The 23659-nt window shown below is 61.2% G+C and carries 32 protein-coding genes; all 32 read left to right on the top strand.

What is annotated here, in order from left to right:
- Nucleotides 1-16 precede the first annotated feature (16 nt).
- The 32 genes from rpoC (at nt 17) to rpsK (ending at nt 23583) form a co-directional block, all read left to right on the top strand.
- Complete coding sequence (gene rpoC / locus AC0KUR_RS26430) at nt 17-4258, top strand: DNA-directed RNA polymerase subunit beta' (protein ID WP_034191214.1); 4242 nt, start codon at nt 17-19, stop codon at nt 4256-4258.
- Between the two features lie 266 nt (nt 4259-4524).
- Complete coding sequence (gene recQ / locus AC0KUR_RS26425; protein WP_034191215.1) at nt 4525-6372, top strand: DNA helicase RecQ; 1848 nt, start codon at nt 4525-4527, stop codon at nt 6370-6372.
- Between the two features lie 227 nt (nt 6373-6599).
- Nucleotides 6600-6980, top strand: a complete 381-nt coding sequence (rpsL, locus tag AC0KUR_RS26420; RefSeq protein ID WP_006400662.1) for a 30S ribosomal protein S12 — start codon at nt 6600-6602, stop codon at nt 6978-6980.
- A 172-nt stretch (nt 6981-7152) separates the two neighbouring features.
- Nucleotides 7153-7623, top strand: a complete 471-nt coding sequence (gene rpsG, locus AC0KUR_RS26415; RefSeq protein ID WP_006477195.1) for a 30S ribosomal protein S7 — start codon at nt 7153-7155, stop codon at nt 7621-7623.
- Nucleotides 7624-7746: 123 nt separating this feature from the next.
- Nucleotides 7747-9849, top strand: coding sequence for an elongation factor G (fusA, locus tag AC0KUR_RS26410; protein WP_006482929.1), 2103 nt, complete (start codon nt 7747-7749; stop codon nt 9847-9849).
- A gap of 42 nt (nt 9850-9891) precedes the next feature.
- Nucleotides 9892-11082, top strand: a complete 1191-nt coding sequence (tuf, locus tag AC0KUR_RS26405) for an elongation factor Tu (RefSeq protein WP_006482910.1) — start codon at nt 9892-9894, stop codon at nt 11080-11082.
- Between the two features lie 286 nt (nt 11083-11368).
- The gene (gene rpsJ, locus AC0KUR_RS26400) at nt 11369-11680 is read left to right on the top strand and encodes a 30S ribosomal protein S10 (protein WP_004199280.1); all 312 of its coding nucleotides are present in this window, start codon (nt 11369-11371) and stop codon (nt 11678-11680) included.
- 178 nt (nt 11681-11858) lie between these two features.
- Entirely contained in the window at nt 11859-12509 is a 651-nt protein-coding gene (rplC, locus tag AC0KUR_RS26395) for a 50S ribosomal protein L3 (RefSeq protein WP_006482922.1), read from the top strand.
- Nucleotides 12509-13129 (top strand): 50S ribosomal protein L4, encoded by a 621-nt coding sequence (gene rplD, locus AC0KUR_RS26390; protein WP_006477192.1) that lies wholly within the window; start codon nt 12509-12511, stop codon nt 13127-13129. The genes rplC and rplD overlap by 1 nt, the downstream gene beginning before the upstream one ends.
- On the top strand, nt 13126-13440 hold the full coding sequence (rplW, locus tag AC0KUR_RS26385) for a 50S ribosomal protein L23 (protein ID WP_004199275.1): 315 nt from the start codon (nt 13126-13128) through the stop codon (nt 13438-13440). The genes rplD and rplW overlap by 4 nt, the downstream gene beginning before the upstream one ends.
- 2 nt (nt 13441-13442) lie before the next feature.
- Complete coding sequence (rplB, locus tag AC0KUR_RS26380; protein ID WP_006482900.1) at nt 13443-14270, top strand: 50S ribosomal protein L2; 828 nt, start codon at nt 13443-13445, stop codon at nt 14268-14270.
- Between the two features lie 10 nt (nt 14271-14280).
- Entirely contained in the window at nt 14281-14556 is a 276-nt protein-coding gene (gene rpsS / locus AC0KUR_RS26375) for a 30S ribosomal protein S19 (protein ID WP_004199273.1), read from the top strand.
- A 12-nt stretch (nt 14557-14568) separates the two neighbouring features.
- Nucleotides 14569-14898, top strand: a complete 330-nt coding sequence (gene rplV, locus AC0KUR_RS26370; RefSeq protein ID WP_004199272.1) for a 50S ribosomal protein L22 — start codon at nt 14569-14571, stop codon at nt 14896-14898.
- Nucleotides 14899-14909: 11 nt separating this feature from the next.
- Nucleotides 14910-15710: a 30S ribosomal protein S3 gene (gene rpsC / locus AC0KUR_RS26365; RefSeq protein WP_006482899.1), complete on the top strand. Its 801-nt coding sequence runs from the start codon at nt 14910-14912 to the stop codon at nt 15708-15710.
- A gap of 2 nt (nt 15711-15712) precedes the next feature.
- On the top strand, nt 15713-16129 hold the full coding sequence (rplP, locus tag AC0KUR_RS26360) for a 50S ribosomal protein L16 (RefSeq protein WP_006482873.1): 417 nt from the start codon (nt 15713-15715) through the stop codon (nt 16127-16129).
- Nucleotides 16130-16138: 9 nt separating this feature from the next.
- Nucleotides 16139-16333: a 50S ribosomal protein L29 gene (gene rpmC, locus AC0KUR_RS26355; RefSeq protein WP_006400652.1), complete on the top strand. Its 195-nt coding sequence runs from the start codon at nt 16139-16141 to the stop codon at nt 16331-16333.
- Nucleotides 16330-16602, top strand: coding sequence for a 30S ribosomal protein S17 (gene rpsQ / locus AC0KUR_RS26350; protein ID WP_006752928.1), 273 nt, complete (start codon nt 16330-16332; stop codon nt 16600-16602). Before rpmC ends, rpsQ begins: the two co-directional genes overlap by 4 nt.
- A 309-nt stretch (nt 16603-16911) precedes the next feature.
- Nucleotides 16912-17280, top strand: a complete 369-nt coding sequence (gene rplN / locus AC0KUR_RS26345) for a 50S ribosomal protein L14 (RefSeq protein WP_006752929.1) — start codon at nt 16912-16914, stop codon at nt 17278-17280.
- Between the two features lie 9 nt (nt 17281-17289).
- On the top strand, nt 17290-17598 hold the full coding sequence (gene rplX / locus AC0KUR_RS26340) for a 50S ribosomal protein L24 (RefSeq protein WP_006477187.1): 309 nt from the start codon (nt 17290-17292) through the stop codon (nt 17596-17598).
- 16 nt (nt 17599-17614) lie between these two features.
- A complete protein-coding gene (gene rplE / locus AC0KUR_RS26335; protein ID WP_006477186.1) occupies nt 17615-18154 on the top strand; it encodes a 50S ribosomal protein L5 in 540 nt (179 codons plus the stop codon).
- Nucleotides 18155-18161: 7 nt separating this feature from the next.
- On the top strand, nt 18162-18467 hold the full coding sequence (gene rpsN / locus AC0KUR_RS26330) for a 30S ribosomal protein S14 (protein WP_006482884.1): 306 nt from the start codon (nt 18162-18164) through the stop codon (nt 18465-18467).
- A gap of 14 nt (nt 18468-18481) precedes the next feature.
- Nucleotides 18482-18877: a 30S ribosomal protein S8 gene (gene rpsH, locus AC0KUR_RS26325; protein ID WP_006477185.1), complete on the top strand. Its 396-nt coding sequence runs from the start codon at nt 18482-18484 to the stop codon at nt 18875-18877.
- Between the two features lie 18 nt (nt 18878-18895).
- Nucleotides 18896-19426, top strand: a complete 531-nt coding sequence (gene rplF / locus AC0KUR_RS26320; protein ID WP_006477184.1) for a 50S ribosomal protein L6 — start codon at nt 18896-18898, stop codon at nt 19424-19426.
- Between the two features lie 12 nt (nt 19427-19438).
- Nucleotides 19439-19804, top strand: a complete 366-nt coding sequence (rplR, locus tag AC0KUR_RS26315; protein WP_006477183.1) for a 50S ribosomal protein L18 — start codon at nt 19439-19441, stop codon at nt 19802-19804.
- Nucleotides 19805-19818: 14 nt separating this feature from the next.
- Nucleotides 19819-20337, top strand: a complete 519-nt coding sequence (gene rpsE / locus AC0KUR_RS26310) for a 30S ribosomal protein S5 (protein WP_006482895.1) — start codon at nt 19819-19821, stop codon at nt 20335-20337.
- A gap of 15 nt (nt 20338-20352) precedes the next feature.
- Nucleotides 20353-20535, top strand: a complete 183-nt coding sequence (gene rpmD, locus AC0KUR_RS26305) for a 50S ribosomal protein L30 (protein ID WP_006400644.1) — start codon at nt 20353-20355, stop codon at nt 20533-20535.
- 26 nt (nt 20536-20561) lie between these two features.
- Nucleotides 20562-20996, top strand: a complete 435-nt coding sequence (rplO, locus tag AC0KUR_RS26300) for a 50S ribosomal protein L15 (protein ID WP_006482880.1) — start codon at nt 20562-20564, stop codon at nt 20994-20996.
- Between the two features lie 42 nt (nt 20997-21038).
- Nucleotides 21039-22388 carry a preprotein translocase subunit SecY gene (gene secY, locus AC0KUR_RS26295; protein WP_006482915.1) on the top strand — a complete coding sequence of 450 codons (1350 nt, stop codon included), beginning with the start codon at nt 21039-21041 and terminating at the stop codon, nt 22386-22388.
- Between the two features lie 5 nt (nt 22389-22393).
- Nucleotides 22394-22612 (top strand): translation initiation factor IF-1, encoded by a 219-nt coding sequence (infA, locus tag AC0KUR_RS26290; RefSeq protein WP_004521905.1) that lies wholly within the window; start codon nt 22394-22396, stop codon nt 22610-22612.
- Nucleotides 22613-22632: 20 nt separating this feature from the next.
- The gene (rpmJ, locus tag AC0KUR_RS26285) at nt 22633-22749 is read left to right on the top strand and encodes a 50S ribosomal protein L36 (protein WP_004199844.1); all 117 of its coding nucleotides are present in this window, start codon (nt 22633-22635) and stop codon (nt 22747-22749) included.
- 38 nt (nt 22750-22787) lie between these two features.
- Nucleotides 22788-23153, top strand: a complete 366-nt coding sequence (gene rpsM / locus AC0KUR_RS26280; RefSeq protein ID WP_006477178.1) for a 30S ribosomal protein S13 — start codon at nt 22788-22790, stop codon at nt 23151-23153.
- Nucleotides 23154-23181: 28 nt separating this feature from the next.
- Complete coding sequence (gene rpsK, locus AC0KUR_RS26275; protein WP_004197937.1) at nt 23182-23583, top strand: 30S ribosomal protein S11; 402 nt, start codon at nt 23182-23184, stop codon at nt 23581-23583.
- The last annotated feature ends 76 nt before the right edge of the window (nt 23584-23659 follow it).

Here is a 23659-nt window from a genome sequence, read left to right as displayed (position 1 = left end):
CTACGGAGAGAAAGCAATGAAAGCTCTGCTCGATCTATTCAAGCAAGTCCAACAGGAAGAAGTTTTCGACGCGATCAAGATCGGTCTGGCCTCGCCGGACAAGATCCGTTCGTGGTCGTTCGGCGAAGTGAAGAAGCCGGAGACCATCAACTACCGTACGTTCAAGCCGGAACGCGATGGTCTCTTCTGCGCGAAGATCTTCGGGCCGATCAAGGACTACGAGTGCCTGTGCGGCAAGTACAAGCGTCTGAAGCACCGCGGCGTGATCTGCGAGAAGTGCGGCGTCGAAGTGACGCTGGCGAAGGTGCGTCGCGAACGGATGGGCCACATCGAACTGGCCTCGCCGGTCGCGCACATCTGGTTCCTGAAGTCGCTGCCGTCGCGTCTGGGCATGGTGCTCGACATGACGCTGCGCGACATCGAACGCGTGCTGTACTTCGAAGCCTATGTGGTGATCGAACCGGGCATGACGCCGCTGAAGGCGCGGCAGATCATGACCGAAGAGGATTACTACAACAAGGTCGAGGAATACGGCGACGAATTCCGTGCCGAGATGGGCGCGGAAGGCGTGCGTGAACTGCTGCGCGCGATCAACATCGACGAGCAGGTCGAGACGCTGCGCACCGAGCTGAAGAACACCGGCTCGGAAGCGAAGATCAAGAAGTACGCGAAGCGCCTGAAGGTCCTCGAGGCATTCCAGCGCTCGGGCATCAAGCCCGAGTGGATGATCCTCGAAGTGCTGCCGGTGCTGCCGCCGGAACTGCGTCCGCTCGTGCCGCTGGACGGCGGCCGCTTCGCGACGTCGGACCTGAACGACCTGTATCGCCGCGTGATCAACCGTAACAACCGGTTGAAGCGTCTGCTCGAGCTGAAGGCGCCTGAAATCATCGTCCGCAACGAAAAGCGGATGCTGCAGGAAGCCGTCGACTCGCTGCTCGACAACGGCCGTCGCGGCAAGGCGATGACGGGCGCGAACAAGCGTCCGCTGAAGTCGCTCGCCGACATGATCAAGGGCAAGGGCGGTCGTTTCCGTCAGAACCTGCTGGGCAAGCGCGTCGACTACTCGGGCCGTTCGGTCATCGTGGTCGGCCCGACGCTGAAGCTGCACCAGTGCGGTCTGCCGAAGCTGATGGCGCTCGAGCTGTTCAAGCCGTTCATCTTCAACAAGCTGGAAGTGATGGGCGTCGCGACGACCATCAAGGCTGCGAAGAAGGAAGTCGAGAACCAGACGCCGGTGGTGTGGGACATCCTCGAAGAGGTGATCCGCGAGCACCCGGTGATGCTGAACCGTGCGCCGACGCTGCACCGTCTCGGTATCCAGGCGTTCGAGCCGGTGCTGATCGAAGGCAAGGCAATCCAGCTGCACCCGCTCGTTTGCGCGGCGTTCAACGCCGACTTCGACGGTGACCAGATGGCCGTTCACGTGCCGCTGTCGCTCGAAGCGCAGATGGAAGCGCGTACGCTGATGCTGGCGTCGAACAACGTGCTGTTCCCGGCCAACGGCGATCCGTCGATCGTGCCGTCGCAGGATATCGTGCTGGGTCTGTACTACGCGACCCGCGAAGCCGTCAACGCGAAGGGCGAAGGCCTGTCGTTCACGGGCGTGTCGGAAGTGATCCGCGCGTACGAGAACAAGGAAGTCGAGCTGGCCTCGCGCGTCAACGTGCGGATCACCGAAATGGTCCGCAACGAGGACACGTCGGAAGGCGCGCCGGAATTCGTGCCGAAGATCTCGCTGTACGCGACGACCGTCGGCCGCGCGATCCTGTCGGAGATCCTGCCGCACGGCCTGCCGTTCTCGGTGCTGAACAAGCCGCTGAAGAAGAAGGAAATCTCGCGCCTGATCAACACGGCTTTCCGCAAGTGCGGTCTGCGCGCGACGGTGGTGTTCGCCGACCAGCTGATGCAGTCGGGTTTCCGTCTCGCGACGCGTGCCGGCATTTCGATCTGCGTGGACGACATGCTCGTGCCGCCGCAGAAGGAAACGATCGTCGGCGACGCCGCGAAGAAGGTGAAGGAGTACGACCGCCAGTACATGTCCGGTCTCGTCACCGCGCAGGAACGCTACAACAACGTGGTCGACATCTGGTCGGCAACGTCGGAAGCGGTCGGCAAGGCGATGATGGAGCAGCTGTCGACGGAGCCGGTGACGGACCGCGACGGCAAGGAAACGCGCCAGGAGTCGTTCAACTCGATCTACATGATGGCCGACTCGGGCGCCCGGGGTTCGGCGGTTCAGATTCGTCAGCTGGCCGGTATGCGCGGCCTGATGGCGAAGCCGGACGGCTCGATTATCGAGACGCCGATTACCGCGAACTTCCGCGAAGGTCTGAACGTGTTGCAGTACTTCATCTCGACCCACGGTGCACGTAAGGGTCTGGCTGATACGGCACTGAAGACCGCGAACTCGGGTTACCTGACGCGTCGTCTCGTCGACGTCACGCAGGATCTGGTCGTGGTGGAAGACGATTGCGGCACGTCGAACGGCGTCGCGATGAAGGCGCTGGTCGAAGGCGGTGAAGTCGTCGAAGCGCTGCGCGACCGTATCCTCGGCCGCGTCGCGGTCGCGGACGTCGTGAACCCGGAAACGCAGGAAACGGTGTACGAATCGGGCACGCTGCTCGACGAAACGGCGGTCGAGGAAATCGAACGCCTCGGCATCGACGAAGTGCGCGTGCGCACGCCGCTGACCTGCGAAACGCGCTACGGCCTGTGCGCGGCCTGCTACGGCCGTGACCTCGGCCGCGGCTCGCTCGTGAACGTCGGCGAAGCAGTCGGCGTGATCGCGGCACAGTCGATCGGTGAGCCGGGCACGCAGCTGACGATGCGTACCTTCCACATCGGTGGTGCGGCATCGCGTGCGGCAGTGGCTTCGTCGGTCGAAGCGAAGAGCAACGGTATCGTGCGCTTCACGGCGACGATGCGCTACGTCACGAACGCGAAGGGCGAGCAGATCGTCATTTCCCGCTCGGGCGAAGCGATGATCACCGACGACTTCGGTCGCGAGCGCGAGCGTCACAAAGTGCCGTACGGCGCGACGCTGCTGCAGCTCGACGGCGCGACGATCAAGGCCGGCACGCAGCTCGCCACGTGGGATCCGCTGACGCGTCCGATCATCACCGAGTACGGTGGTACGGTGAAGTTCGAGAACGTCGAGGAAGGCGTGACCGTCGCGAAGCAGATCGACGACGTGACCGGCCTGTCGACGCTGGTCGTGATCGACGTGAAGCGTCGCGGTTCGCAGGCTTCGAAGAGCGTGCGTCCGCAGGTGAAGCTGCTCGACGCGAACGGCGACGAAGTGAAGATTCCGGGCACGGAGCACGCGGTGCAGATCGGCTTCCAGGTCGGCGCACTGATCACCGTGAAGGACGGCCAGCAGGTGCAGGTCGGTGAAGTGCTCGCACGTATCCCGACCGAAGCGCAGAAGACGCGTGACATTACCGGCGGTCTGCCGCGGGTGGCGGAACTGTTCGAAGCGCGTTCGCCGAAGGATGCCGGCATTCTCGCGGAAGTCACGGGTACGACGTCGTTCGGCAAGGACACGAAGGGCAAGCAGCGTCTCGTCATCACGGATCTCGAGGGCAACCAGCACGAGTTCCTGATCGCGAAGGAAAAGCAGGTTCTGGTTCACGATGCCCAGGTCGTCAACAAGGGCGAAATGATCGTGGACGGTCCGGCCGATCCGCACGACATCCTGCGTCTGCAGGGTATCGAGGCGCTGTCGCGCTACATCGTCGACGAAGTGCAGGACGTGTATCGTCTGCAGGGCGTGAAGATCAACGACAAGCACATCGAGGTGATCGTTCGCCAGATGCTGCGTCGTGTGCAGATCACCGACAACGGCGATACGCGCTTCATCCCGGGCGAACAGGTCGAGCGTTCCGACATGCTGGACGAGAACGATCGCATGATCGCCGAGGGCAAGCGCCCGGCCTCGTACGACAACGTGCTGCTCGGTATCACGAAGGCATCGCTGTCGACCGACTCGTTCATCTCCGCGGCATCGTTCCAGGAAACGACCCGCGTGCTGACCGAAGCGGCGATCATGGGCAAGCGCGACGATCTGCGCGGCCTGAAGGAAAACGTGATCGTCGGCCGTCTGATTCCGGCCGGTACGGGTCTCGCGTTCCACAAGGCACGCAAGGCGAAGGAATCGTCGGATCGCGAGCGTTTCGACCAGATCGCAGCGGAAGAGGCATTCGACTTCGGCACGCCGAGCGCGCCGGCGGAAGAGCCGCAACACCCGGCAGCCGAGTAAGTGCGGGCGGCGCAAGCCGCCTCACCTCGCTGTCACCGAAACCGTCCGGTTCCGCCGGGCGGTTTTTTTTCATCCGTCGTTCACGTGCATGACGTGCCTGAGCCGCGCCCGCGCATGCCCGCAATCGCCGGCCGCGCGGCCGCGACAGGCCCGTGATGCACGCGAACGGACCCTGACCGAACGGCCAACAACGCTCGATTCGCCACGCGCCGCGCAAGCGGGTTGTTAAAATCGCGATCATCGTTCAGCCGTCCTTGTTCCCATTCATGTCCCGCGCCCTCGAAATCCTCGACGAAGTCTTTGGTTATTCCGCCTTTCGCGGCCAGCAGGGCGAGATCGTCGAGCACGTCGCCGGCGGCGGCGATTGTCTCGTGCTGATGCCCACGGGCGGCGGCAAGTCGTTGTGCTACCAGATCCCGGCGCTGCTGCGCCGCGAGGCCGGGCAGGGCGCCGGCATCGTCGTGTCGCCGTTGATCGCGCTGATGCAGGACCAGGTCGCCGCGCTGCGCGAAGTCGGCGTGCGCGCGGCCTACCTGAATTCGACGCTGTCGGGCGCCGAGGCCGCGGCCACCGAGCGCGCGCTGCGCGAAGGCGAGATCGATCTGCTGTACGTCGCGCCGGAGCGGCTGATGACCGGGCGCTTCCTCGACCTGCTCGAACGCGCGAAGATCGGCCTGTTCGCGATCGACGAAGCGCACTGCGTGTCGCAATGGGGGCACGATTTCCGTCCGGAATACATCCAGCTGTCGGTGCTTCACGAGCGCTTCCCGTCGGTGCCGCGCATCGCGCTGACGGCCACGGCCGACGCGATCACGCGCGACGAGATCATCCATCGTCTCGCGCTCGACGACGCACGCGTGTTCGTATCGAGCTTCGATCGCCCCAACATCCGCTACCGGATCGTCGAGAAGGACAACGCGCGCGCGCAGCTGCTCGACTTCATCCGCGCGGAGCACACGAATGCCGACGGCACGACCGACGCCGGCGTCGTCTATTGCCTGTCGCGTCGCAAGGTCGAGGAAACGGCCGAATGGCTGAAGGCGCAAGGCGTGCGGGCGCTGCCCTATCACGCCGGGATGGAGTTCGAGGTGCGGCAGAAGCACCAGGAAATGTTCCAGCGCGAAGAGGGTATCGTGATGTGCGCGACGATCGCGTTCGGCATGGGCATCGACAAGCCCGACGTGCGCTTCGTCGCGCACCTGGATCTGCCGAAGAGCGTCGAAGGCTACTACCAGGAAACGGGCCGCGCGGGCCGCGACGGGATGCCCGCGAATGCGTGGATGGCGTACGGCCTCGGCGACGTCGTCCAGCAGCGCAAGATGATCGACGAATCGGATGCGGACGACGCACACAAGCGCGTGCAGACGTCGAAGCTCGACGCGCTGCTCGGGCTGTGCGAGACGATTTCGTGCCGCCGCGTGCGGCTGCTGAACTACTTCGGCGAAGAGAGCCGGCCGTGCGGCAACTGCGACACCTGCCTCGAGCCGCCTGCGTCGTGGGACGCCACGCGCGAGGCGCAGATGGCGTTGTCGTGCGTGTTCCGCGCGCAGCGCGCGAGCGGTTTCAATTTCGGCTCGAGCCACCTGATCGAGATCCTGCGCGGCGGGCGCACCGAGAAGGTGTTGCAGCGCGGCCACGACCAGCTCAGCACGTTCGGGATCGGCGCGGCGCTGTCCGAACCGGAATGGCGCGCGATTTTCAGGCAGCTCGTCGCGTACGGCTACCTGGCGGTCGACCATGGCGGCTTTGGCGCGCTGATGCTGACGGAGGCCGCGAAGGCCGTGCTGAAGAACGAGGAGAAGGTCACGCTGCGCCGCTACGTGAAGCCGCAGCGCACGCGTCAGTCGTCGAGCCGCAGCGGCACGCGCGTCGATCCGACCGCCGGCATGGGCACGCGCGAGCGCGCACGGTGGGACGCGTTGCGCGCGTGGCGCGCGGAAACCGCGAAGACCGACGGCGTGCCGGCCTACGTGATCTTCCACGATGCGACGCTCGCGGAAATCGCGCGCAACGCACCGGAGTCGATCGACGACCTGCGCCACATCCCCGGCATGGGCGTACGCAAGCTCGAACGCTTCGGCGACGAGATCATCGACGTGGTCGAATCGGCCTGACACAGGTGTTCAGACCCTTCCTGCAAACCACGCGGTCGACCGGCAAATCACGCAACCCGTTGACTTAGTTGGTATTTCCGGACTATTATGCTGGGTTCCGGTATTCGGTGGGCTGTGTCGCGTTCGAAAGCGCGCGCCCGATTCGCCGGTGCGGAAGTCAACTGTGCGCCGATTCTCGCTTTGCCCGAAATCGATGCGCAGATTTTGTTCAATTTCAGGAATAAACAATGCCAACCATCAACCAACTGGTTCGCAAAGGCCGTCAGTCGGAAACGACGAAGAGCAAGAGCCCGGCCCTGCAGGACTGCCCCCAGCGTCGCGGCGTGTGCACCCGTGTGTACACGACGACGCCGAAGAAGCCGAACTCGGCACTCCGTAAGGTCGCCAAGGTTCGTCTGACGAACGGCTTCGAAGTGATTTCGTACATCGGCGGTGAAGGCCACAACCTGCAGGAACACTCGGTTGTGCTGATCCGCGGCGGCCGTGTGAAGGACTTGCCGGGTGTGCGTTACCACATGGTTCGCGGCTCGCTGGATACCCAGGGCGTCAAGGACCGTAAGCAAGCGCGCTCGAAGTACGGCGCGAAGCGTGCAAAGGCTGCCAAGTAAGCAGTTTTTGATCAGGGATCGCCGCAGGGCGGTCAAGGCGGGAGTGCCGGATTGCCGGTGCTGTCGAGTAAGTGGTCACCCGGCCAAGCTGGTTAGTCGTGAAGATGTGATCGGGTTTGTTGGTGGCCGCGGAGCTGGAACCAGCTCCAACTGAACAAGTAAAGGAAGAATCATGCCGCGTCGTCGCGAAGTCCCCAAGCGGGAAGTGTTGCCGGATCCGAAGTTCGGCAACGTTGATGTTGCCAAGTTCATGAACATGCTGATGCTGTCCGGCAAGAAGTCGGTCGCAGAGCGCATCGTTTATGGCGCATTCGAACAAATCCAGACCAAGGGTGGCAAGGACCCGCTGGAAGTGTTCACGGTTGCGCTCAACAACGTGAAGCCGGTGGTCGAAGTGAAGAGCCGTCGCGTTGGTGGTGCCAACTATCAAGTTCCGGTCGAAGTGCGCCCGTCGCGTCGTATGGCATTGGCGATGCGCTGGCTGCGTGAGGCTGCGAAGAAGCGCAGCGAGAAGTCGATGGCTCTGCGCCTGGCAGGTGAACTCTCCGAAGCGGCCGAAGGCCGTGGCGGCGCGATGAAGAAGCGCGACGAAGTTCACCGCATGGCAGAAGCCAACCGCGCGTTCTCGCATTTCCGTTTCTAAGCGCCTGGCTGGGCTGTTAGCGGAAATAAATTCCGGGCGGGTGCGCTTTTCAGGCGCCTCGCCCGTTTGTGTTGAAGCATGATGCAGCCGGGCTGCATCGTGTTATCCCAGTAGAGGATCAAAGTGGCTCGCAAGACTCCTATCGAGCGCTACCGCAATATCGGTATTAGCGCTCACATCGACGCCGGCAAAACGACGACGACCGAGCGCATTCTGTTTTACACCGGTGTGAACCACAAGATCGGTGAAGTCCACGACGGCGCAGCCACGATGGACTGGATGGAGCAGGAACAGGAACGTGGCATCACGATCACGTCCGCTGCTACCACGGCCTTCTGGAAGGGCATGGGCGGCAACTATCCGGAACACCGCATCAACATCATCGACACCCCGGGCCACGTCGACTTCACGATCGAAGTCGAGCGCTCGATGCGCGTGCTCGACGGCGCGTGCATGGTGTACTGCGCAGTGGGCGGCGTGCAGCCGCAGTCGGAAACGGTGTGGCGCCAGGCGAACAAGTACAAGGTGCCGCGTCTCGCGTTCGTCAACAAGATGGACCGTACCGGCGCGAACTTCTTCAAGGTCTACGACCAGCTCCGTCTGCGCCTGAAGGCGAACCCGGTTCCGGTCGTGGTGCCGATCGGCGCGGAAGAAAACTTCAAGGGCGTCGTCGACCTGATCAAGATGAAGGCGATCATTTGGGACGAAGCGTCGCAAGGCACGAAGTTCGACTACGTCGACATCCCGGCCGAGCTCGCGGAGACCTGCAAGGAATGGCGCGAGAAGATGGTCGAAGTGGCTGCCGAAGCCAGCGAAGACCTGATGAACAAGTACCTGGAAGAAGGCGATCTGCCGGAAGCCGACATCGTCAAGGCGCTGCGCGACCGTACGATCGCGTGCGAAATCCAGCCGATGCTGTGCGGTACCGCGTTCAAGAACAAGGGCGTGCAGCGTATGCTCGACGCCGTGATCGACTTCCTGCCGTCGCCGGTCGACATCCCGCCGGTCAAGGGCGAGCTCGAAAACGGTGAAGAAGCGGAGCGCAAGGCGTCGGACGAAGAGAAGTTCTCGTCGCTCGCGTTCAAGATCATGACCGACCCGTTCGTCGGCCAGCTGATCTTCTTCCGTGTGTACTCGGGCGTCGTCAACTCGGGCGACACGCTGCTGAACTCGACCAAGGGCAAGAAGGAACGCCTCGGCCGTATTCTGCAGATGCACGCGAACCAGCGTGAGGAAATCAAGGAAGTTCGCGCAGGCGACATCGCTGCTGCGGTCGGCCTGAAGGAAGCGACCACGGGCGACACGCTGTGCGACCCGGCGAACCCGATCGTTCTCGAGCGCATGGTGTTCCCGGAGCCGGTGATCTCGCAGGCTGTCGAGCCGAAGACCAAGGCTGACCAGGAAAAGATGGGCCTCGCACTGAACCGTCTGGCTCAGGAAGACCCGTCGTTCCGCGTGCAGACCGACGAAGAATCGGGCCAGACCATCATTTCGGGCATGGGCGAGCTCCACCTCGAAATTCTGGTCGACCGGATGAAGCGTGAATTCGGCGTGGAAGCAACCGTCGGCAAGCCGCAGGTTGCGTACCGCGAGACGATCCGCTCGACGGCGAAGGATGTCGACGGCAAGTTCGTCAAGCAATCGGGTGGTCGCGGCCAGTACGGTCACGCGGTCATCACGCTCGAGCCGAACGAACAAGGCAAGGGCTACGAGTTCTTCGACGAGATCAAGGGTGGTGTGATTCCGCGTGAATACATCCCGGCGGTCGACAAGGGTATCCAGGACACGCTGAAGTCGGGCGTGCTGGCTGGCTTCCCGGTCGTCGACGTGAAGGTTCACCTGACGTTCGGTTCGTACCACGACGTTGACTCGAACGAAAACGCGTTCCGCATGGCCGGTTCGATGGCGTTCAAGGAAGCGATGCGCAAGGCGAACCCGGTCGTCCTCGAGCCGATGATGGCCGTCGAAGTCGAGACGCCGGAAGACTACATGGGCAACGTGATGGGCGACCTGTCGGGCCGTCGCGGTATCGTCCAGGGCATGGAAGACATGGTCGGCGGCGGCAAGATCGTTCGCGCCGAAGTGCCGCTGTCGGAAATGTTCGGTTACTCGACGTCGCTGCGCTCGCTGACGCAAGGTCGCGCAACGTACACGATGGAGTTCAAGCACTACGCTGAAGCTCCGCGCAACGTTGCCGAAGCGATCATCAGCGCGAAGTCGAAGTAAATCTGCAGCTACCAACTGATTATTTTTTGAAAGAAGAGAATCATGGCAAAAGAAAAGTTTGAGCGGACCAAGCCGCACGTGAACGTTGGTACGATTGGTCACGTTGACCACGGCAAGACGACGCTGACGGCAGCGATCACGACGGTTCTGACGAAGAAGTTCGGCGGCGAGGCGAAGGCGTACGACCAGATCGACGCGGCACCGGAAGAAAAGGCGCGCGGCATCACGATCAACACGGCACACGTCGAGTATGAAACGGCGAACCGCCACTACGCACACGTCGACTGCCCGGGCCACGCTGACTATGTGAAGAACATGATCACGGGCGCAGCGCAGATGGACGGCGCGATCCTGGTTTGCTCGGCAGCTGACGGCCCGATGCCGCAGACGCGCGAGCACATCCTGCTGGCGCGTCAGGTTGGCGTTCCGTACATCATCGTGTTCCTGAACAAGTGCGACATGGTGGACGACGCTGAACTGCTCGAGCTGGTCGAGATGGAAGTTCGCGAGCTGCTGTCGAAGTACGACTTCCCGGGCGACGACACGCCGATCGTGAAGGGTTCGGCGAAGCTGGCGCTGGAAGGCGACACGGGCGAGCTGGGCGAAGTGGCGATCATGAGCCTGGCCGACGCGCTGGACACGTACATCCCGACGCCGGAGCGTGCGGTTGACGGCGCGTTCCTGATGCCGGTGGAAGACGTGTTCTCGATCTCGGGCCGTGGTACGGTGGTGACGGGTCGTGTCGAGCGCGGCATCGTGAAGGTCGGCGAGGAAATCGAAATCGTCGGTATCAAGCCGACGGTGAAGACGACCTGCACGGGCGTTGAAATGTTCCGCAAGCTGCTGGACCAAGGTCAGGCAGGCGACAACGTGGGTATCCTGCTGCGCGGCACGAAGCGTGAAGACGTGGAGCGTGGCCAGGTTCTGGCGAAGCCGGGTTCGATCACGCCGCACACGCACTTCACGGCTGAAGTGTACGTGCTGAGCAAGGACGAAGGCGGCCGTCACACGCCGTTCTTCAACAACTACCGTCCGCAGTTCTACTTCCGTACGACGGACGTGACGGGCTCGATCGAGCTGCCGAAGGACAAGGAAATGGTGATGCCGGGCGACAACGTGTCGATCACGGTGAAGCTGATCGCTCCGATCGCGATGGAAGAAGGTCTGCGCTTCGCAATCCGCGAAGGCGGCCGTACGGTCGGCGCCGGCGTCGTCGCCAAGATCATCGAGTAACATCGACGATCCGCGGATCCCGACGGGGTCCGCGATTCCGCGGTACGCAGTTGTGCCGTCGAAACCGGGTGTCCAGCTTGTGCTGGCACCCGGTTTTGTTTTTCCGGCGGCGCGTTGCGTGGGCCGTGAAATGCACGCCACGGTTTCAGAATTTCGTGTAGAATCGCGGGCTTAGCAGTGGAAGTACTGTCCGGAACCTGATGCTTCGCTCCCCGCTGGCGTCATGTTTCACGTTCTTTTAGTGTCCGGCGATGCAACATCGCCTCGCTCTTTTCAAGGAATCGTCATGCAGCAACAGAAAATCCGCATTCGCCTGAAGGCATTCGACTATCGTCTGATCGATCAATCGGCTGCCGAGATCGTCGATACCGCGAAGCGGACTGGCGCAATCGTCCGTGGCCCGGTGCCGCTGCCGACGCGCATTCAGCGTTTTGACATCCTGCGTTCGCCGCACGTCAACAAGACGTCGCGCGATCAGCTCGAAATCCGCACCCACCAGCGCCTGATGGACATCGTCGACCCGACGGACAAGACCGTCGACGCGCTGATGAAGCTCGACCTGCCGGCTGGCGTCGACGTGGAAATCAAGCTGCAGTAAGGCTTCCGGCGCCGATCGGCATGTCGGGCGGCGCTAAGTCTTTGTATTGCTTGCGGAAATGGAAAAGTCGGGCTATACTGCTTGGCTTTTCGCGTATTCGCGTAAAAAAGTTGGGCCTTGCGTGCCCGGCATTTTGTAAATCAGCCCCGACCAATCGCAGTCGGGAATGGAGAAAATGATGAGCCTTGGACTCGTAGGTCGCAAGGTTGGCATGACCCGTATCTTCACGGCTGAAGGGGATTCGATTCCCGTCACCGTGCTGGACGTGTCGGACAACCGCGTGACGCAGATCAAGACTGTTGAAACCGACGGCTACACGGCCGTGCAGGTTGCATTCGGCTCCCGTCGTGCATCGCGCGTGACGAAGCCGCTGGCAGGTCATCTCGCCAAAGCCGGTGTCGAAGCCGGTGAAATCCTCAAGGAATTCCGCATTGACGCGGCCAAGGCAGCCGAGCTGTCGAATGGCGCCGTGGTCGGTGCAGATCTTTTCGAAGTGGGCCAGAAGGTCGACGTGCAAGGCGTGTCGATCGGTAAGGGCTACGCCGGTACGATCAAGCGTTACAACTTCTCCTCCGGCCGTGCCACGCACGGTAACTCGCGCTCGCACAACGTGCCGGGCTCGATCGGTATGGCGCAGGATCCGGGTCGTGTTTTCCCGGGTAAACGCATGACGGGTCACATGGGTGACGTGACGGTGACGGTGCAGAACCTCGAAATCGCTCGTATCGACGCAGAGCGCAAGCTGCTGCTCGTGAAGGGTGCGATTCCGGGCGCGAAGGGCGGCAAGGTCTTCGTGACGCCGGCCGTCAAGACCAAGGGGGCGAAATAATGGAACTCAAGCTCCTGAACGAAAATGGTCAGGAAGGTGCAGTGGTCAACGCATCGGACGTCGTGTTCGGTCGTGACTACAACGAAGCGCTGATCCACCAGGTCGTCGTCGCTTACCAGGCGAATGCTCGCCAGGGTAACCGCGCACAGAAGGACCGTGAGCAAGTCAAGCACACGACCAAGAAGCCGTGGCGCCAGAAGGGTACGGGCCGTGCTCGTGCCGGTATGTCGTCGAGCCCGTTGTGGCGTGGCGGTGGTCGTATCTTCCCGAATTCGCCGGAAGAAAACTTCTCGCACAAGGTCAACAAGAAGATGCATCGCGCAGGTCTCTGCTCGATCTTCTCGCAGCTGGCCCGTGAAGGCCGCCTGTCGGTCGTCGAGGACATCATCCTCGAAGCGCCGAAGACCAAGCTGCTGGCCGACAAATTCAAGACCATGGGTCTCGACTCCGTGCTGATCATCACCGACACGGTTGACGAAAACCTGTACCTGGCATCGCGCAACCTGCCGCACGTGGCAATTGTCGAGCCGCGCTACGCTGACCCGCTGTCGCTGATCTACTTCAAGAAAGTGCTGGTCACGAAGGCTGCGGTCGCCCAGATCGAGGAGTTGCTGTCATGAGCGAGATTCGCAAGAACGATCATCGTTTGATGCAGGTCCTGCTCGCACCGGTGATCTCGGAAAAGGCGACGCTGGTTGCCGACAAGAACGAGCAAGTCGTGTTCGAAGTCGCACCGGATGCCACGAAGCAGGAAGTGAAGGCGGCCGTCGAGCTGCTGTTCAAGGTTGAAGTTGATTCCGTCAACGTGCTGGTTCAGAAGGGCAAGCAAAAGCGCTTTGGCCGTTCGATGGGCCGTCGCAAGGACGTGAAGAAGGCGTACGTTTGCCTGAAGCCCGGCCAGGAAATCAACTTTGAAGCGGAGGCCAAGTAATCATGGCAATCGTTAAAGTTAAGCCGACATCGCCGGGTCGCCGCGCGATGGTCAAGGTGGTCAACAAGAATCTGCACCAGGGCAAGCCGTTCGCGGCACTGCTCGACTCGCAGAGCTCGACCGCCGGCCGTAACAACAACGGTCGTATCACCACGCGTCACAAGGGTGGTGGTCACAAGCAGCACTACCGTATCGTCGATTTCCGTCGCACGAAGGATGGCATCCCGGCAAAGGTCGAGCGTCTCGAGTACGACCCGAACCGCAGCGCGAACATCGCGCTGGTGCTCTACGCAGACGGCGAGCGTCGCTACATCATCGCCCCGAAGGGCCTGACCGTCGGCCAACAGCTGATGTCGGGTTCGGAAGCGCCGATCCGTGCAGGCAACACGCTGCCGATCCGCAACATTCCGGTCGGTACGACGATCCACTGCATCGAGATGCTGCCGGGCAAGGGCGCGCAAATGGCGCGTTCGGCTGGCACGTCGGCCATGCTGCTGGCACGTGAAGGCGTCTACGCGCAGGTTCGTCTGCGTTCGGGCGAAATCCGCCGCGTGCACATCGAGTGCCGTGCAACGATCGGTGAAGTCGGTAACGAAGAGCACAGCCTGCGCCAGATCGGCAAGGCTGGCGCGAACCGCTGGCGCGGTATCCGCCCGACGGTGCGTGGCGTTGCGATGAACCCGGTTGATCACCCGCACGGTGGTGGTGAGGGCAAGACGGCTGCAGGTCGCGATCCGGTGAGCCCGTGGGGTACGCCGGCTAAGGGTTACCGCACCCGCAGCAACAAGCGCACGACGACGATGATCGTCCAGCGCCGTCACAAGCGTTAAGGAGTAGGCAATGGCACGTTCTGTTAAAAAAGGTCCGTTCTGCGACGCCCATTTGCTGAAGAAAGTTGAGGCGGCTGCAGCTTCGCGCGACAAAAAGCCGATCAAGACCTGGTCGCGTCGCTCGACGATTCTGCCGGATTTCATCGGCCTGACGATCGCTGTTCACAACGGCCGTCAACACGTTCCGGTGTACATCTCGGAAAACATGGTCGGCCACAAGCTTGGCGAGTTCGCACTGACCCGTACGTTCAAGGGTCACGCAGCCGACAAGAAGGCCAAGAAATAAGGGGCAATCAAGATGGAAGTGAAAGCAATTCATCGCGGTGCCCGCATCTCGGCGCAAAAAACGCGCCTTGTGGCTGACCAGATCCGCGGTTTGCCGGTCGACAAGGCGCTGAACGTTCTGACGTTCTCGCCGAAGAAGGCGGCTGGCATCGTGAAGAAGGTTGTGCTGTCGGCAATCGCGAATGCGGAGCACAACGAAGGCGCCGATATCGACGAGCTCAAGATCAAGAGCATCTACGTCGACAAGGCTGCATCGCTCAAGCGTTTCACCGCGCGCGCCAAGGGCCGCGGTAACCGCATCGAGAAGCAATCCTGTCACATCACTGTGACGGTCGGGAATTAAGGAGCCATACGATGGGACAGAAAATTCATCCGACTGGCTTCCGCCTGGCTGTCAGCCGCAATTGGGCTTCGCGTTGGTACGCGAACAACAACAATTTCGCGGCGATGCTGCAGGAAGACATCGGTGTTCGTGAATACCTGAAGAAGAAGCTGAAGAACGCTTCGGTCGGTCGGGTCGTCATCGAGCGTCCGGCGAAGAACGCGCGCATCACGATTTACAGCTCGCGTCCGGGCGTGGTCATCGGCAAGAAGGGCGAGGATATCGAGCAGCTGAAGACGGAACTGCAACGCCGCATGGGCGTGCCGGTTCACGTCAACATCGAGGAAATCCGCAAGCCGGAAACCGATGCTCAGCTGATCGCTGACTCGATCACGCAACAGCTCGAGCGCCGGATCATGTTCCGTCGCGCGATGAAGCGTGCGATGCAGAACGCGATGCGTCTGGGTGCCCAAGGCATCAAGATCATGAGCGCGGGCCGTCTGAACGGTATCGAAATCGCTCGTACGGAGTGGTATCGCGAAGGTCGCGTGCCCCTTCACACGCTGCGTGCTGATATCGACTACGCGACTTCGGAAGCGAAGACGACTTACGGGATCATCGGCGTCAAGGTGTGGGTCTACAAGGGCGATACGCTCGGCCGCAACGACGCACCGGTGGTGGAAGAAGTAGCCGAAGACAAGCGTCCGCGTCGCAATGCGCGTCCGGGCGACCGTCGTCCGCGCCGTGACGGCGAAGGCGGCGCTCCGGGTGCTCGTCGTGGCGCACCGCGCCGTGGCGCCGGCAAGCCCGAAGACGGCAAGACTGGAGAATAACGATGCTGCAACCGAAACGCAGAAAGTATCGTAAAGAGCAGAAGGGTCGTAACACCGGCAAGGCGACGCGCGGCAACGCAGTGTCGTTCGGTGAATTCGGCCTGAAGGCGATCGGTCGCGGTCGTTTGACCGCACGCCAGATTGAAGCGGCGCGTCGTGCAATGACGCGTCACATCAAGCGTGGCGGCCGCATCTGGATCCGGATCTTCCCGGACAAGCCGATTTCGCAGAAGCCGGCCGAAGTGCGTATGGGTAACGGTAAGGGTAACCCGGAGTACTACGTCGCCGAGATTCAGCCGGGCAAGATGCTCTATGAAATGGACGGCGTAACCGAAGAACTGGCACGCGAAGCGTTCCGTCTGGCTGCAGCCAAGCTGCCGCTGAAGACGGCATTCATCGTGCGCCAGCTCGGCGCCTAAGGAGAAAACATGAAGGCTTCCGAACTTCTCCAGAAAGACCAGGCCGCGCTCAACAAGGAGCTGGCGGACCTGCTGAAGGCGCAATTCGGCCTGCGCATGCAACTCGCGACCCAGCAGCTCACGAACACGAGCCAGCTGAAGAAGGTTCGTCGCGACATCGCACGTGTGCGGACCGTCATGACTCAGAAGGCGAACCAGAAATGAACGATAGCGTGAAAACCTCGCTGAAGCGGACGCTGGTCGGTCGGGTCGTCAGCAACAAGATGGACAAGACCGTCACCGTGCTGATCGAGCACCGCGTCAAGCACCCGATCTACGGCAAGTATGTCGTGCGCTCGAAGAAGTACCACGCGCATGATGAAGCGAACACCTGCAACGAAGGCGATCTCGTCGAAATCCAGGAAACTCGTCCTGTTTCGAAGACGAAGGCCTGGACGGTGTCGCGCCTCGTCGAAGCCGCTCGCGTCATCTAAGCGGGCAGCGCAGTAGGCAGTAACAGGCACCTCTCCTCGAAGTGCTTGAAATCGCAAAGTTTTTGCTTGCGTGACCAGGATTATTTGTTATAATCCTGGTCTTCCCTCTTTATGGGAGCCCCGTCGCGGGCGAAGTTGGTGGGGGAAGCGGACTGGCGCCTGCCTGTCCGAAAGATTCACCGAATTGCGATGGCGGGTTTCGTTTGCCGTCGCTGCTGTTCCAACCCAAGCAGCCGATTGGCTGACGGGACCAAGACTGACCGAATGCATCATGGTGGTGCATCCGGATTAAGTTGGGAAAGACAAACCATGATCCAGACCGAATCTCGGCTCGAAGTAGCCGACAACACGGGTGCGCGTGAAGTCATGTGCATCAAGGTGCTCGGCGGCTCGAAGCGTCGTTATGCCGGCATTGGCGACATCATCAAGGTGACCGTCAAAGAGGCAACGCCGCGCGGGCGCGTGAAGAAAGGCGAAATTTACAACGCCGTGGTGGTCCGCACCGCCAAGGGCGTGCGCCGTCAAGACGGCTCGCTGATCAAGTTCGACGGCAACGCCGCTGTGCTTTTGAATAACAAGCTCGAGCCGATCGGCACCCGTATCTTCGGGCCGGTGACGCGTGAGCTGCGTAGCGAACGATTCATGAAGATCGTTTCGCTGGCGCCGGAAGTGCTGTAAGGAGTCGCGATGAACAAGATTCGCAAAGGCGACGAAGTGATCGTCGTCACTGGCAAGGACAAGGGCAAGCGCGGCGTCGTGCTGGCTGTCGGTGCTGAGCATGTGACGGTTGAGGGTATCAACCTCGTCAAGAAGCATGTGAAGCCGAACCCGATGAAGGGTACGACGGGTGGCGTGGAAGCGAAGACGATGCCCCTGCATATTTCGAACGTCGCACTGGTCGACGCGAATGGCAAGGCGTCGCGTGTTGGCATCAAGGTCGAGGAAGGCAAGAAGGTTCGCTTCCTGAAGACGACCGGTGCCGTACTGAGCGCCTGACGCAGCGGAGTAAAAAATGGCTCGTTTTCAAGAGTTTTACAAAGAAAAGGTTGTGCCCGGCCTGATCGAGAAGTTCGGTTACAAGTCGGTCATGGAAGTGCCGCGCATCACCAAGATCACGCTGAACATGGGTCTTGGCGAAGCGATCGCTGACAAGAAGATCATCGAGAACGCCGTTGGCGACCTCACGAAGATCGCCGGCCAGAAGCCGGTCGTCACGAAGGCACGCAAGGCAATCGCTGGCTTCAAGATCCGCCAGGGTTACCCGATCGGCGCGATGGTGACGCTGCGTGGCCAGGCGATGTACGAATTCCTCGACCGTTTCGTGACCGTTGCCCTGCCCCGCGTGCGAGATTTCCGCGGCGTGTCGGGTCGTGCGTTCGATGGCCGTGGCAACTACAACATCGGTGTGAAAGAGCAGATCATTTTCCCCGAAATCGACTACGACAAGATCGACGCACTGCGTGGGCTGAACATCAGCATCACGACGACTGCGAAGACCGACGACGAAGCAAAGGCTCTGCTCGCCAGCTTCAAGTTCCCGTTCAGAAACTGAGGTTACCGTGGCTAAACTGGCACTGATCGAACGTGAAAAGAAGCGCGCCCGCCTGGTCGCGAAGTTCGCAGCAAAGCGCGAAGCGCTGAAGGCGATCGTCGAAGACCAAAGCAAGTCGGAAGAAGAGCGCTACGAAGCACGCCTGGAGCTGCAGCAACTGCCCCGCAACGCAAACCCGACCCGCCAGCGTAACCGCTGCGCGATCACGGGCCGTCCGCGTGGCACGTTCCGTAAATTCGGCCTCGCGCGTAACAAGATTCGTGAAATCGCATTCCGTGGCGAGATTCCTGGCCTGACCAAGGCGAGCTGGTAATAGGAGAAACGTAAATGAGCATGAGTGATCCTATCGCCGATATGCTGACTCGCATCCGCAACGCGCAGATGGTCGAGAAGGTATCGGTTGCGATGCCCTCGTCGAAGGTCAAGGTTGCAATCGCGCAAGTCCTCAAGGACGAAGGTTATATCGACGATTTCGCCGTGAAGGCGGAAGGTGCGAAGTCCGAACTGAATATCGCGCTGAAGTACTACGCAGGTCGCCCGGTCATCGAACGCCTCGAGCGCGTGTCGAAGCCTGGTCTGCGCGTGTACCGCGGCCGTAACGACATTCCGCAGGTCATGAACGGCCTCGGCGTGGCTATCGTGTCGACGCCGAAGGGCGTGATGACCGACCGCAAGGCGCGCGCTACCGGCGTCGGCGGCGAAGTCATCTGCTACGTCGCTTAAAGCCGAGGAGAGAGAAACATGTCTCGAGTAGGTAAGAGCCCGATCGCGCTGCAAGGCGCGGAAGTCAAGCTGGCCGACGGTGCTATCACCGTCAAGGGCCCGCTGGGCACCATCACGCAAGCGATCAATCCGCTCGTGAACGTGGCGAACAACGACGGCACGCTGAATCTGTCGCCGGTCGACGAAAGCCGCGAAGCAAATGCACTGTCGGGCACGATGCGCGCGATCATCGCGAATGCCGTGCACGGCGTGACCAAGGGTTTCGAGCGCAAGCTGACGCTGGTTGGCGTCGGTTACCGTGCGCAAGCGCAAGGCGACAAGCTGAACCTGTCGCTGGGTTTCTCGCACCCGGTGGTGCACCAGATGCCGGAAGGCGTCAAGGCTGAAACCCCGACGCAAACCGAAATCGTGATCAAGGGGATCAACAAGCAACAAGTCGGTCAAGTGGCTGCGGAAGTCCGCGGTTACCGTCCGCCGGAGCCCTACAAGGGCAAGGGCGTGCGTTATGCCGACGAGGTTGTGATCCTCAAAGAAACGAAGAAGAAGTAAGGGTGCGCAATCATGGATAAGACTCAATCTCGCCTGCGCCGCGCTCGCCAGACGCGTATCAAGATCGCTGAGCTGCAGGTCGCGCGTCTCGCCGTGCATCGCACGAACACGCACATCTACGCTCAAGTGTTCTCGCCCTGCGGCACCAAGGTGCTCGCCAGCGCGTCGACGCTCGAAGCAGAAGTGCGCGCCGAACTGGCCGACAAGTCGGGCAAGGGCGGCAACGTGAATGCCGCGACGCTGATCGGCAAGCGTATTGCCGAGAAGGCAAAGGCTGCCGGCATCGAATCCGTCGCCTTCGACCGCTCGGGCTTCCGCTACCACGGCCGCGTCAAGGCGCTGGCTGAGGCAGCTCGCGAAGCTGGGCTCAAGTTCTAAGGAAGGAATTCGTCATGGCAAAGATGCAAGCGAAAGTTCAGGCTGACGAGCGCGACGACGGCCTTCGCGAAAAGATGATTTCGGTCAATCGCGTGACCAAGGTCGTGAAGGGTGGCCGTATTCTCGGCTTCGCCGCACTGACCGTGGTTGGCGACGGTGATGGCCGCATCGGTATGGGCAAGGGCAAGGCGAAGGAAGTGCCGGTCGCTGTCCAGAAGGCAATGGAACAAGCTCGCCGCAACATGTTCAAGGTGCCGCTCAAGAACGGCACGCTGCAACACGAAGTGCACGGCAAGCACGGCGCATCGGCCGTCCTCCTCGCTCCGGCGAAGGCAGGTACGGGCGTGATCGCCGGCGGCCCGATGCGCGCAGTGTTCGACGTGATGGGCGTTCAGAACGTCGTGGCGAAGAGCCACGGTTCGACGAACCCGTACAACCTCGTTCGCGCCACGCTGGACGGCCTGCGCAAGCAGTCCACCCCGGCAGACATCGCGGCGAAGCGCGGCAAGTCCGTCGAAGAAATTTTGGGCTAAGCCCGGGTGGTCACCATGTCTGAAAAAACTGTCAAGGTTCAGCTCGTTAAGAGCCTGATCGGGACCCGCGAATCGCACCGCGCGACCGTGCGTGGTCTGGGCCTGCGCCGACTCAATTCGGTCAGCGAGCTCCAGGACACGCCGGCGGTCCGCGGCATGATCAACAAGGTCTCGTACCTCGTTAAGGTCATCGCGTAAGCGGCCCTACGGATCAAGGAGTTGATATGGAATTGAATAACCTGAAGCCGGCCGCTGGCGCCAAGCACGCCAAGCGTCGCGTTGGTCGTGGCATCGGTTCGGGCCTCGGCAAGACGGCTGGCCGTGGTCACAAGGGTCAGAAATCGCGTTCGGGCGGCTTCCACAAAGTCGGTTTCGAAGGCGGTCAGATGCCGCTGCAACGTCGTCTGCCGAAGCGCGGCTTCACGTCGCTGACGAAGGAATTCGTCGGTGAAGTGCGCCTGGGCGACCTCGAGAAGCTGCCGGTCGACGAGATCGATCTGCTCGCACTGAAGCAAGCCGGCCTGGTGGGCGAGCTGACGAAGAGCGCAAAGATCATCGCGACGGGCGAACTGAAGCGCAAGATCGTCGTGAAGGGTCTCGGTGCCACCAAGGGTGCGCGCGCTGCGATCGAAGCGGCCGGCGGTTCGTTCGCCGAGTGACACGCGTAGCGCGTCGTCACTTGCATTCATCGGAGAAGGTACTTGGCTAACAGCCCGAGTCTTGCAAAACCCGGTCGAAGCACGGCGAAATTCGGCGATCTGCGTCGGCGAGCGATGTTCCTGCTCCTGGCGCTGATCGTCTATCGCATCGGCGCGCACATTCCCGTGCCGGGCATCGATCCGGATCAACTGGCTAAGCTGTTCCAGAGCCAGGCGGGCGGCATCCTGGGCATGTTCAACATGTTCTCGGGTGGCGCGCTTTCCCGCTTCACGATCTTTGCGCTGGGGATCATGCCGTACATTTCGGCGTCGATCATCATGCAGTTGCTGGCGATCGTATCGCCGCAGCTCGAGGCGCTGAAGAAGGAAGGGCAGGCAGGGCAACGGAAGATCACGCAGTACACGCGGTATTTCACCGTGGTGCTCGCGACCTTCCAGGCGTTCGGTATCGCGGCCGCGCTGGAAAACCAGCCGGGCCTCGTCACCGACCCCGGCATGCTGTTCCGTCTGACGACGGTCGTGACGCTGGTTACCGGTACGATGTTCCTGATGTGGCTCGGCGAGCAGATTACCGAGCGTGGTCTGGGCAACGGTATCTCGATCATCATCTTCGGCGGGATCGCAGCAGGGTTCCCGAATGCCGTGGGTGGGTTGTTCGAGCTGGTGCGTACGGGTTCGATGAGCATCATTTCGGCGATCATCATCGTCGTTCTGATCGCCGCGGTGACTTACCTGGTCGTGTTCATCGAACGCGGTCAGCGCAAGATCCTCGTGAACTACGCGAAGCGCCAGGTCGGCAACAAGATCTACGGTGGGCAGTCGTCGCATCTGCCGCTGAAGTTGAACATGTCGGGCGTGATTCCGCCGATCTTTGCATCGTCGATCATCCTGTTCCCGGCGACGATTCTCGGCTGGTTCAGTACCGGTCAGCCGACGGGAAGCTGGATTTCCAATACGTTGCATAACGTAGCGGAAGCGCTGAAGCCGGGCCAGCCGGTCTATGTGCTGCTGTACACGCTGGCGATCGTGTTTTTCTGCTTCTTCTACACCGCACTGGTGTTCAACAGCAGGGAAACCGCGGACAACCTGAAGAAGAGCGGCGCGTTTGTTCCGGGCATCCGTCCGGGCGATCAGACCGCACGATATATCGACCGCATCCTCACGCGTCTGACGCTGGCCGGTGCGATCTACATCGTCTTCGTGTGTCTGCTGCCGGAATTTCTGGTGCTGCGCTGGAACGTGCCGTTTTATTTTGGTGGAACGTCGCTGCTGATCATTGTCGTCGTCACGATGGACTTTATGGCGCAGGTGCAGTCGTACGTTATGTCGCAACAGTATGAGTCTCTGCTCAAGAAGGCGAACTTCAAGGGCGGCAACATCCCGATGCGTTAAGGACTATGGCCAAAGACGATGTAATCCAGATGCAGGGAGAGGTGATTGAAAACCTCCCGAATGCGACCTTCCGTGTGAAGCTGGAAAACGGCCATGTCGTATTGGGACATATTTCCGGGAAGATGCGGATGCACTACATCCGTATCCTGCCGGGCGACAAGGTGACGGTTGAGTTGACGCCTTACGATCTGTCTCGTGCGCGGATCGTGTTCCGGGCGAAGTGATTTGAAAAAAGGGTATTATCATGAAAGTGATGGCATCGGTTAAGCGCATTTGCCGCAATTGCAAGATCATCAAGCGCAAAGGCGTCGTTCGCGTGATCTGCAGCTCGGATCCGCGCCACAAGCAGCGCCAAGGCTGACCGCGCGTTTGTTTGCGCTTTTTGTTTGAGGAAAAACAATGGCTCGTATCGCAGGGGTTAACATCCCGAATCACCAGCACACCGAGATCGGCCTGACGGCTATCTTTGGTGTCGGCCGCACCCGTTCGCGCAGCATCTGCGTGGCAGCTGGCGTCGATTTTTCGAAGAAGGTCAAGGATCTGACCGACGCAGACCTGGAAAAGCTGCGTGAAGAAGTGGGCAAGTTTGTCGTCGAAGGCGATCTGCGCCGTGAAGTGACGATGAACATCAAGCGCCTGATGGACCTCGGTTGCTACCGTGGCGTCCGTCATCGCAAGGGCCTGCCGATGCGCGGTCAGCGTACGCGTACGAACGCACGTACCCGTAAGGGTCCGCGTCGTGCAGCGCAAGCGCTGAAGAAGTAAGCGGAACTGACAGTTACAGGAAAACGTAATGGCTAAGGCTTCGAACACCGCGGCGCAACGCGTTCGCAAGAAGGTTAAGAAGAACGTCGCTGAAGGCGTGGTTCACGTTCACGCGTCGTTCAACAATACGATCATCACGATCACCGATCGCCAAGGCAACGCTCTGGCATGGGCGACGTCGGGCGGTCAGGGCTTCAAGGGCTCGCGCAAATCGACGCCGTTCGCTGCTCAGGTCGCAGCCGAGTCGGCTGGCCGCGTCGCGATGGAATACGGCGTGAAGAATCTGGAAGTGCGGATCAAGGGCCCGGGCCCGGGTCGCGAGTCGGCAGTGCGCGCACTGCACGGCCTCGGCATCAAGATCACCGCGATTTCGGACGTCACCCCGATTCCGCACAACGGCTGCCGTCCGCCGAAGCGTCGTCGTATCTAAGGATGTGCTGGCACGTTCGTGCTAGCGCATTGCCTGTCGCCGCTCAGCGTCGACGGGCGTTGCTTTTTTGATTGAC

Source organism: Burkholderia sp. YHN3-13, assembly GCF_055810675.1.
The sequence above is the reverse complement of the archived record's forward strand: the minus strand, read 5'-3'. Positions and strand labels throughout refer to the sequence as shown.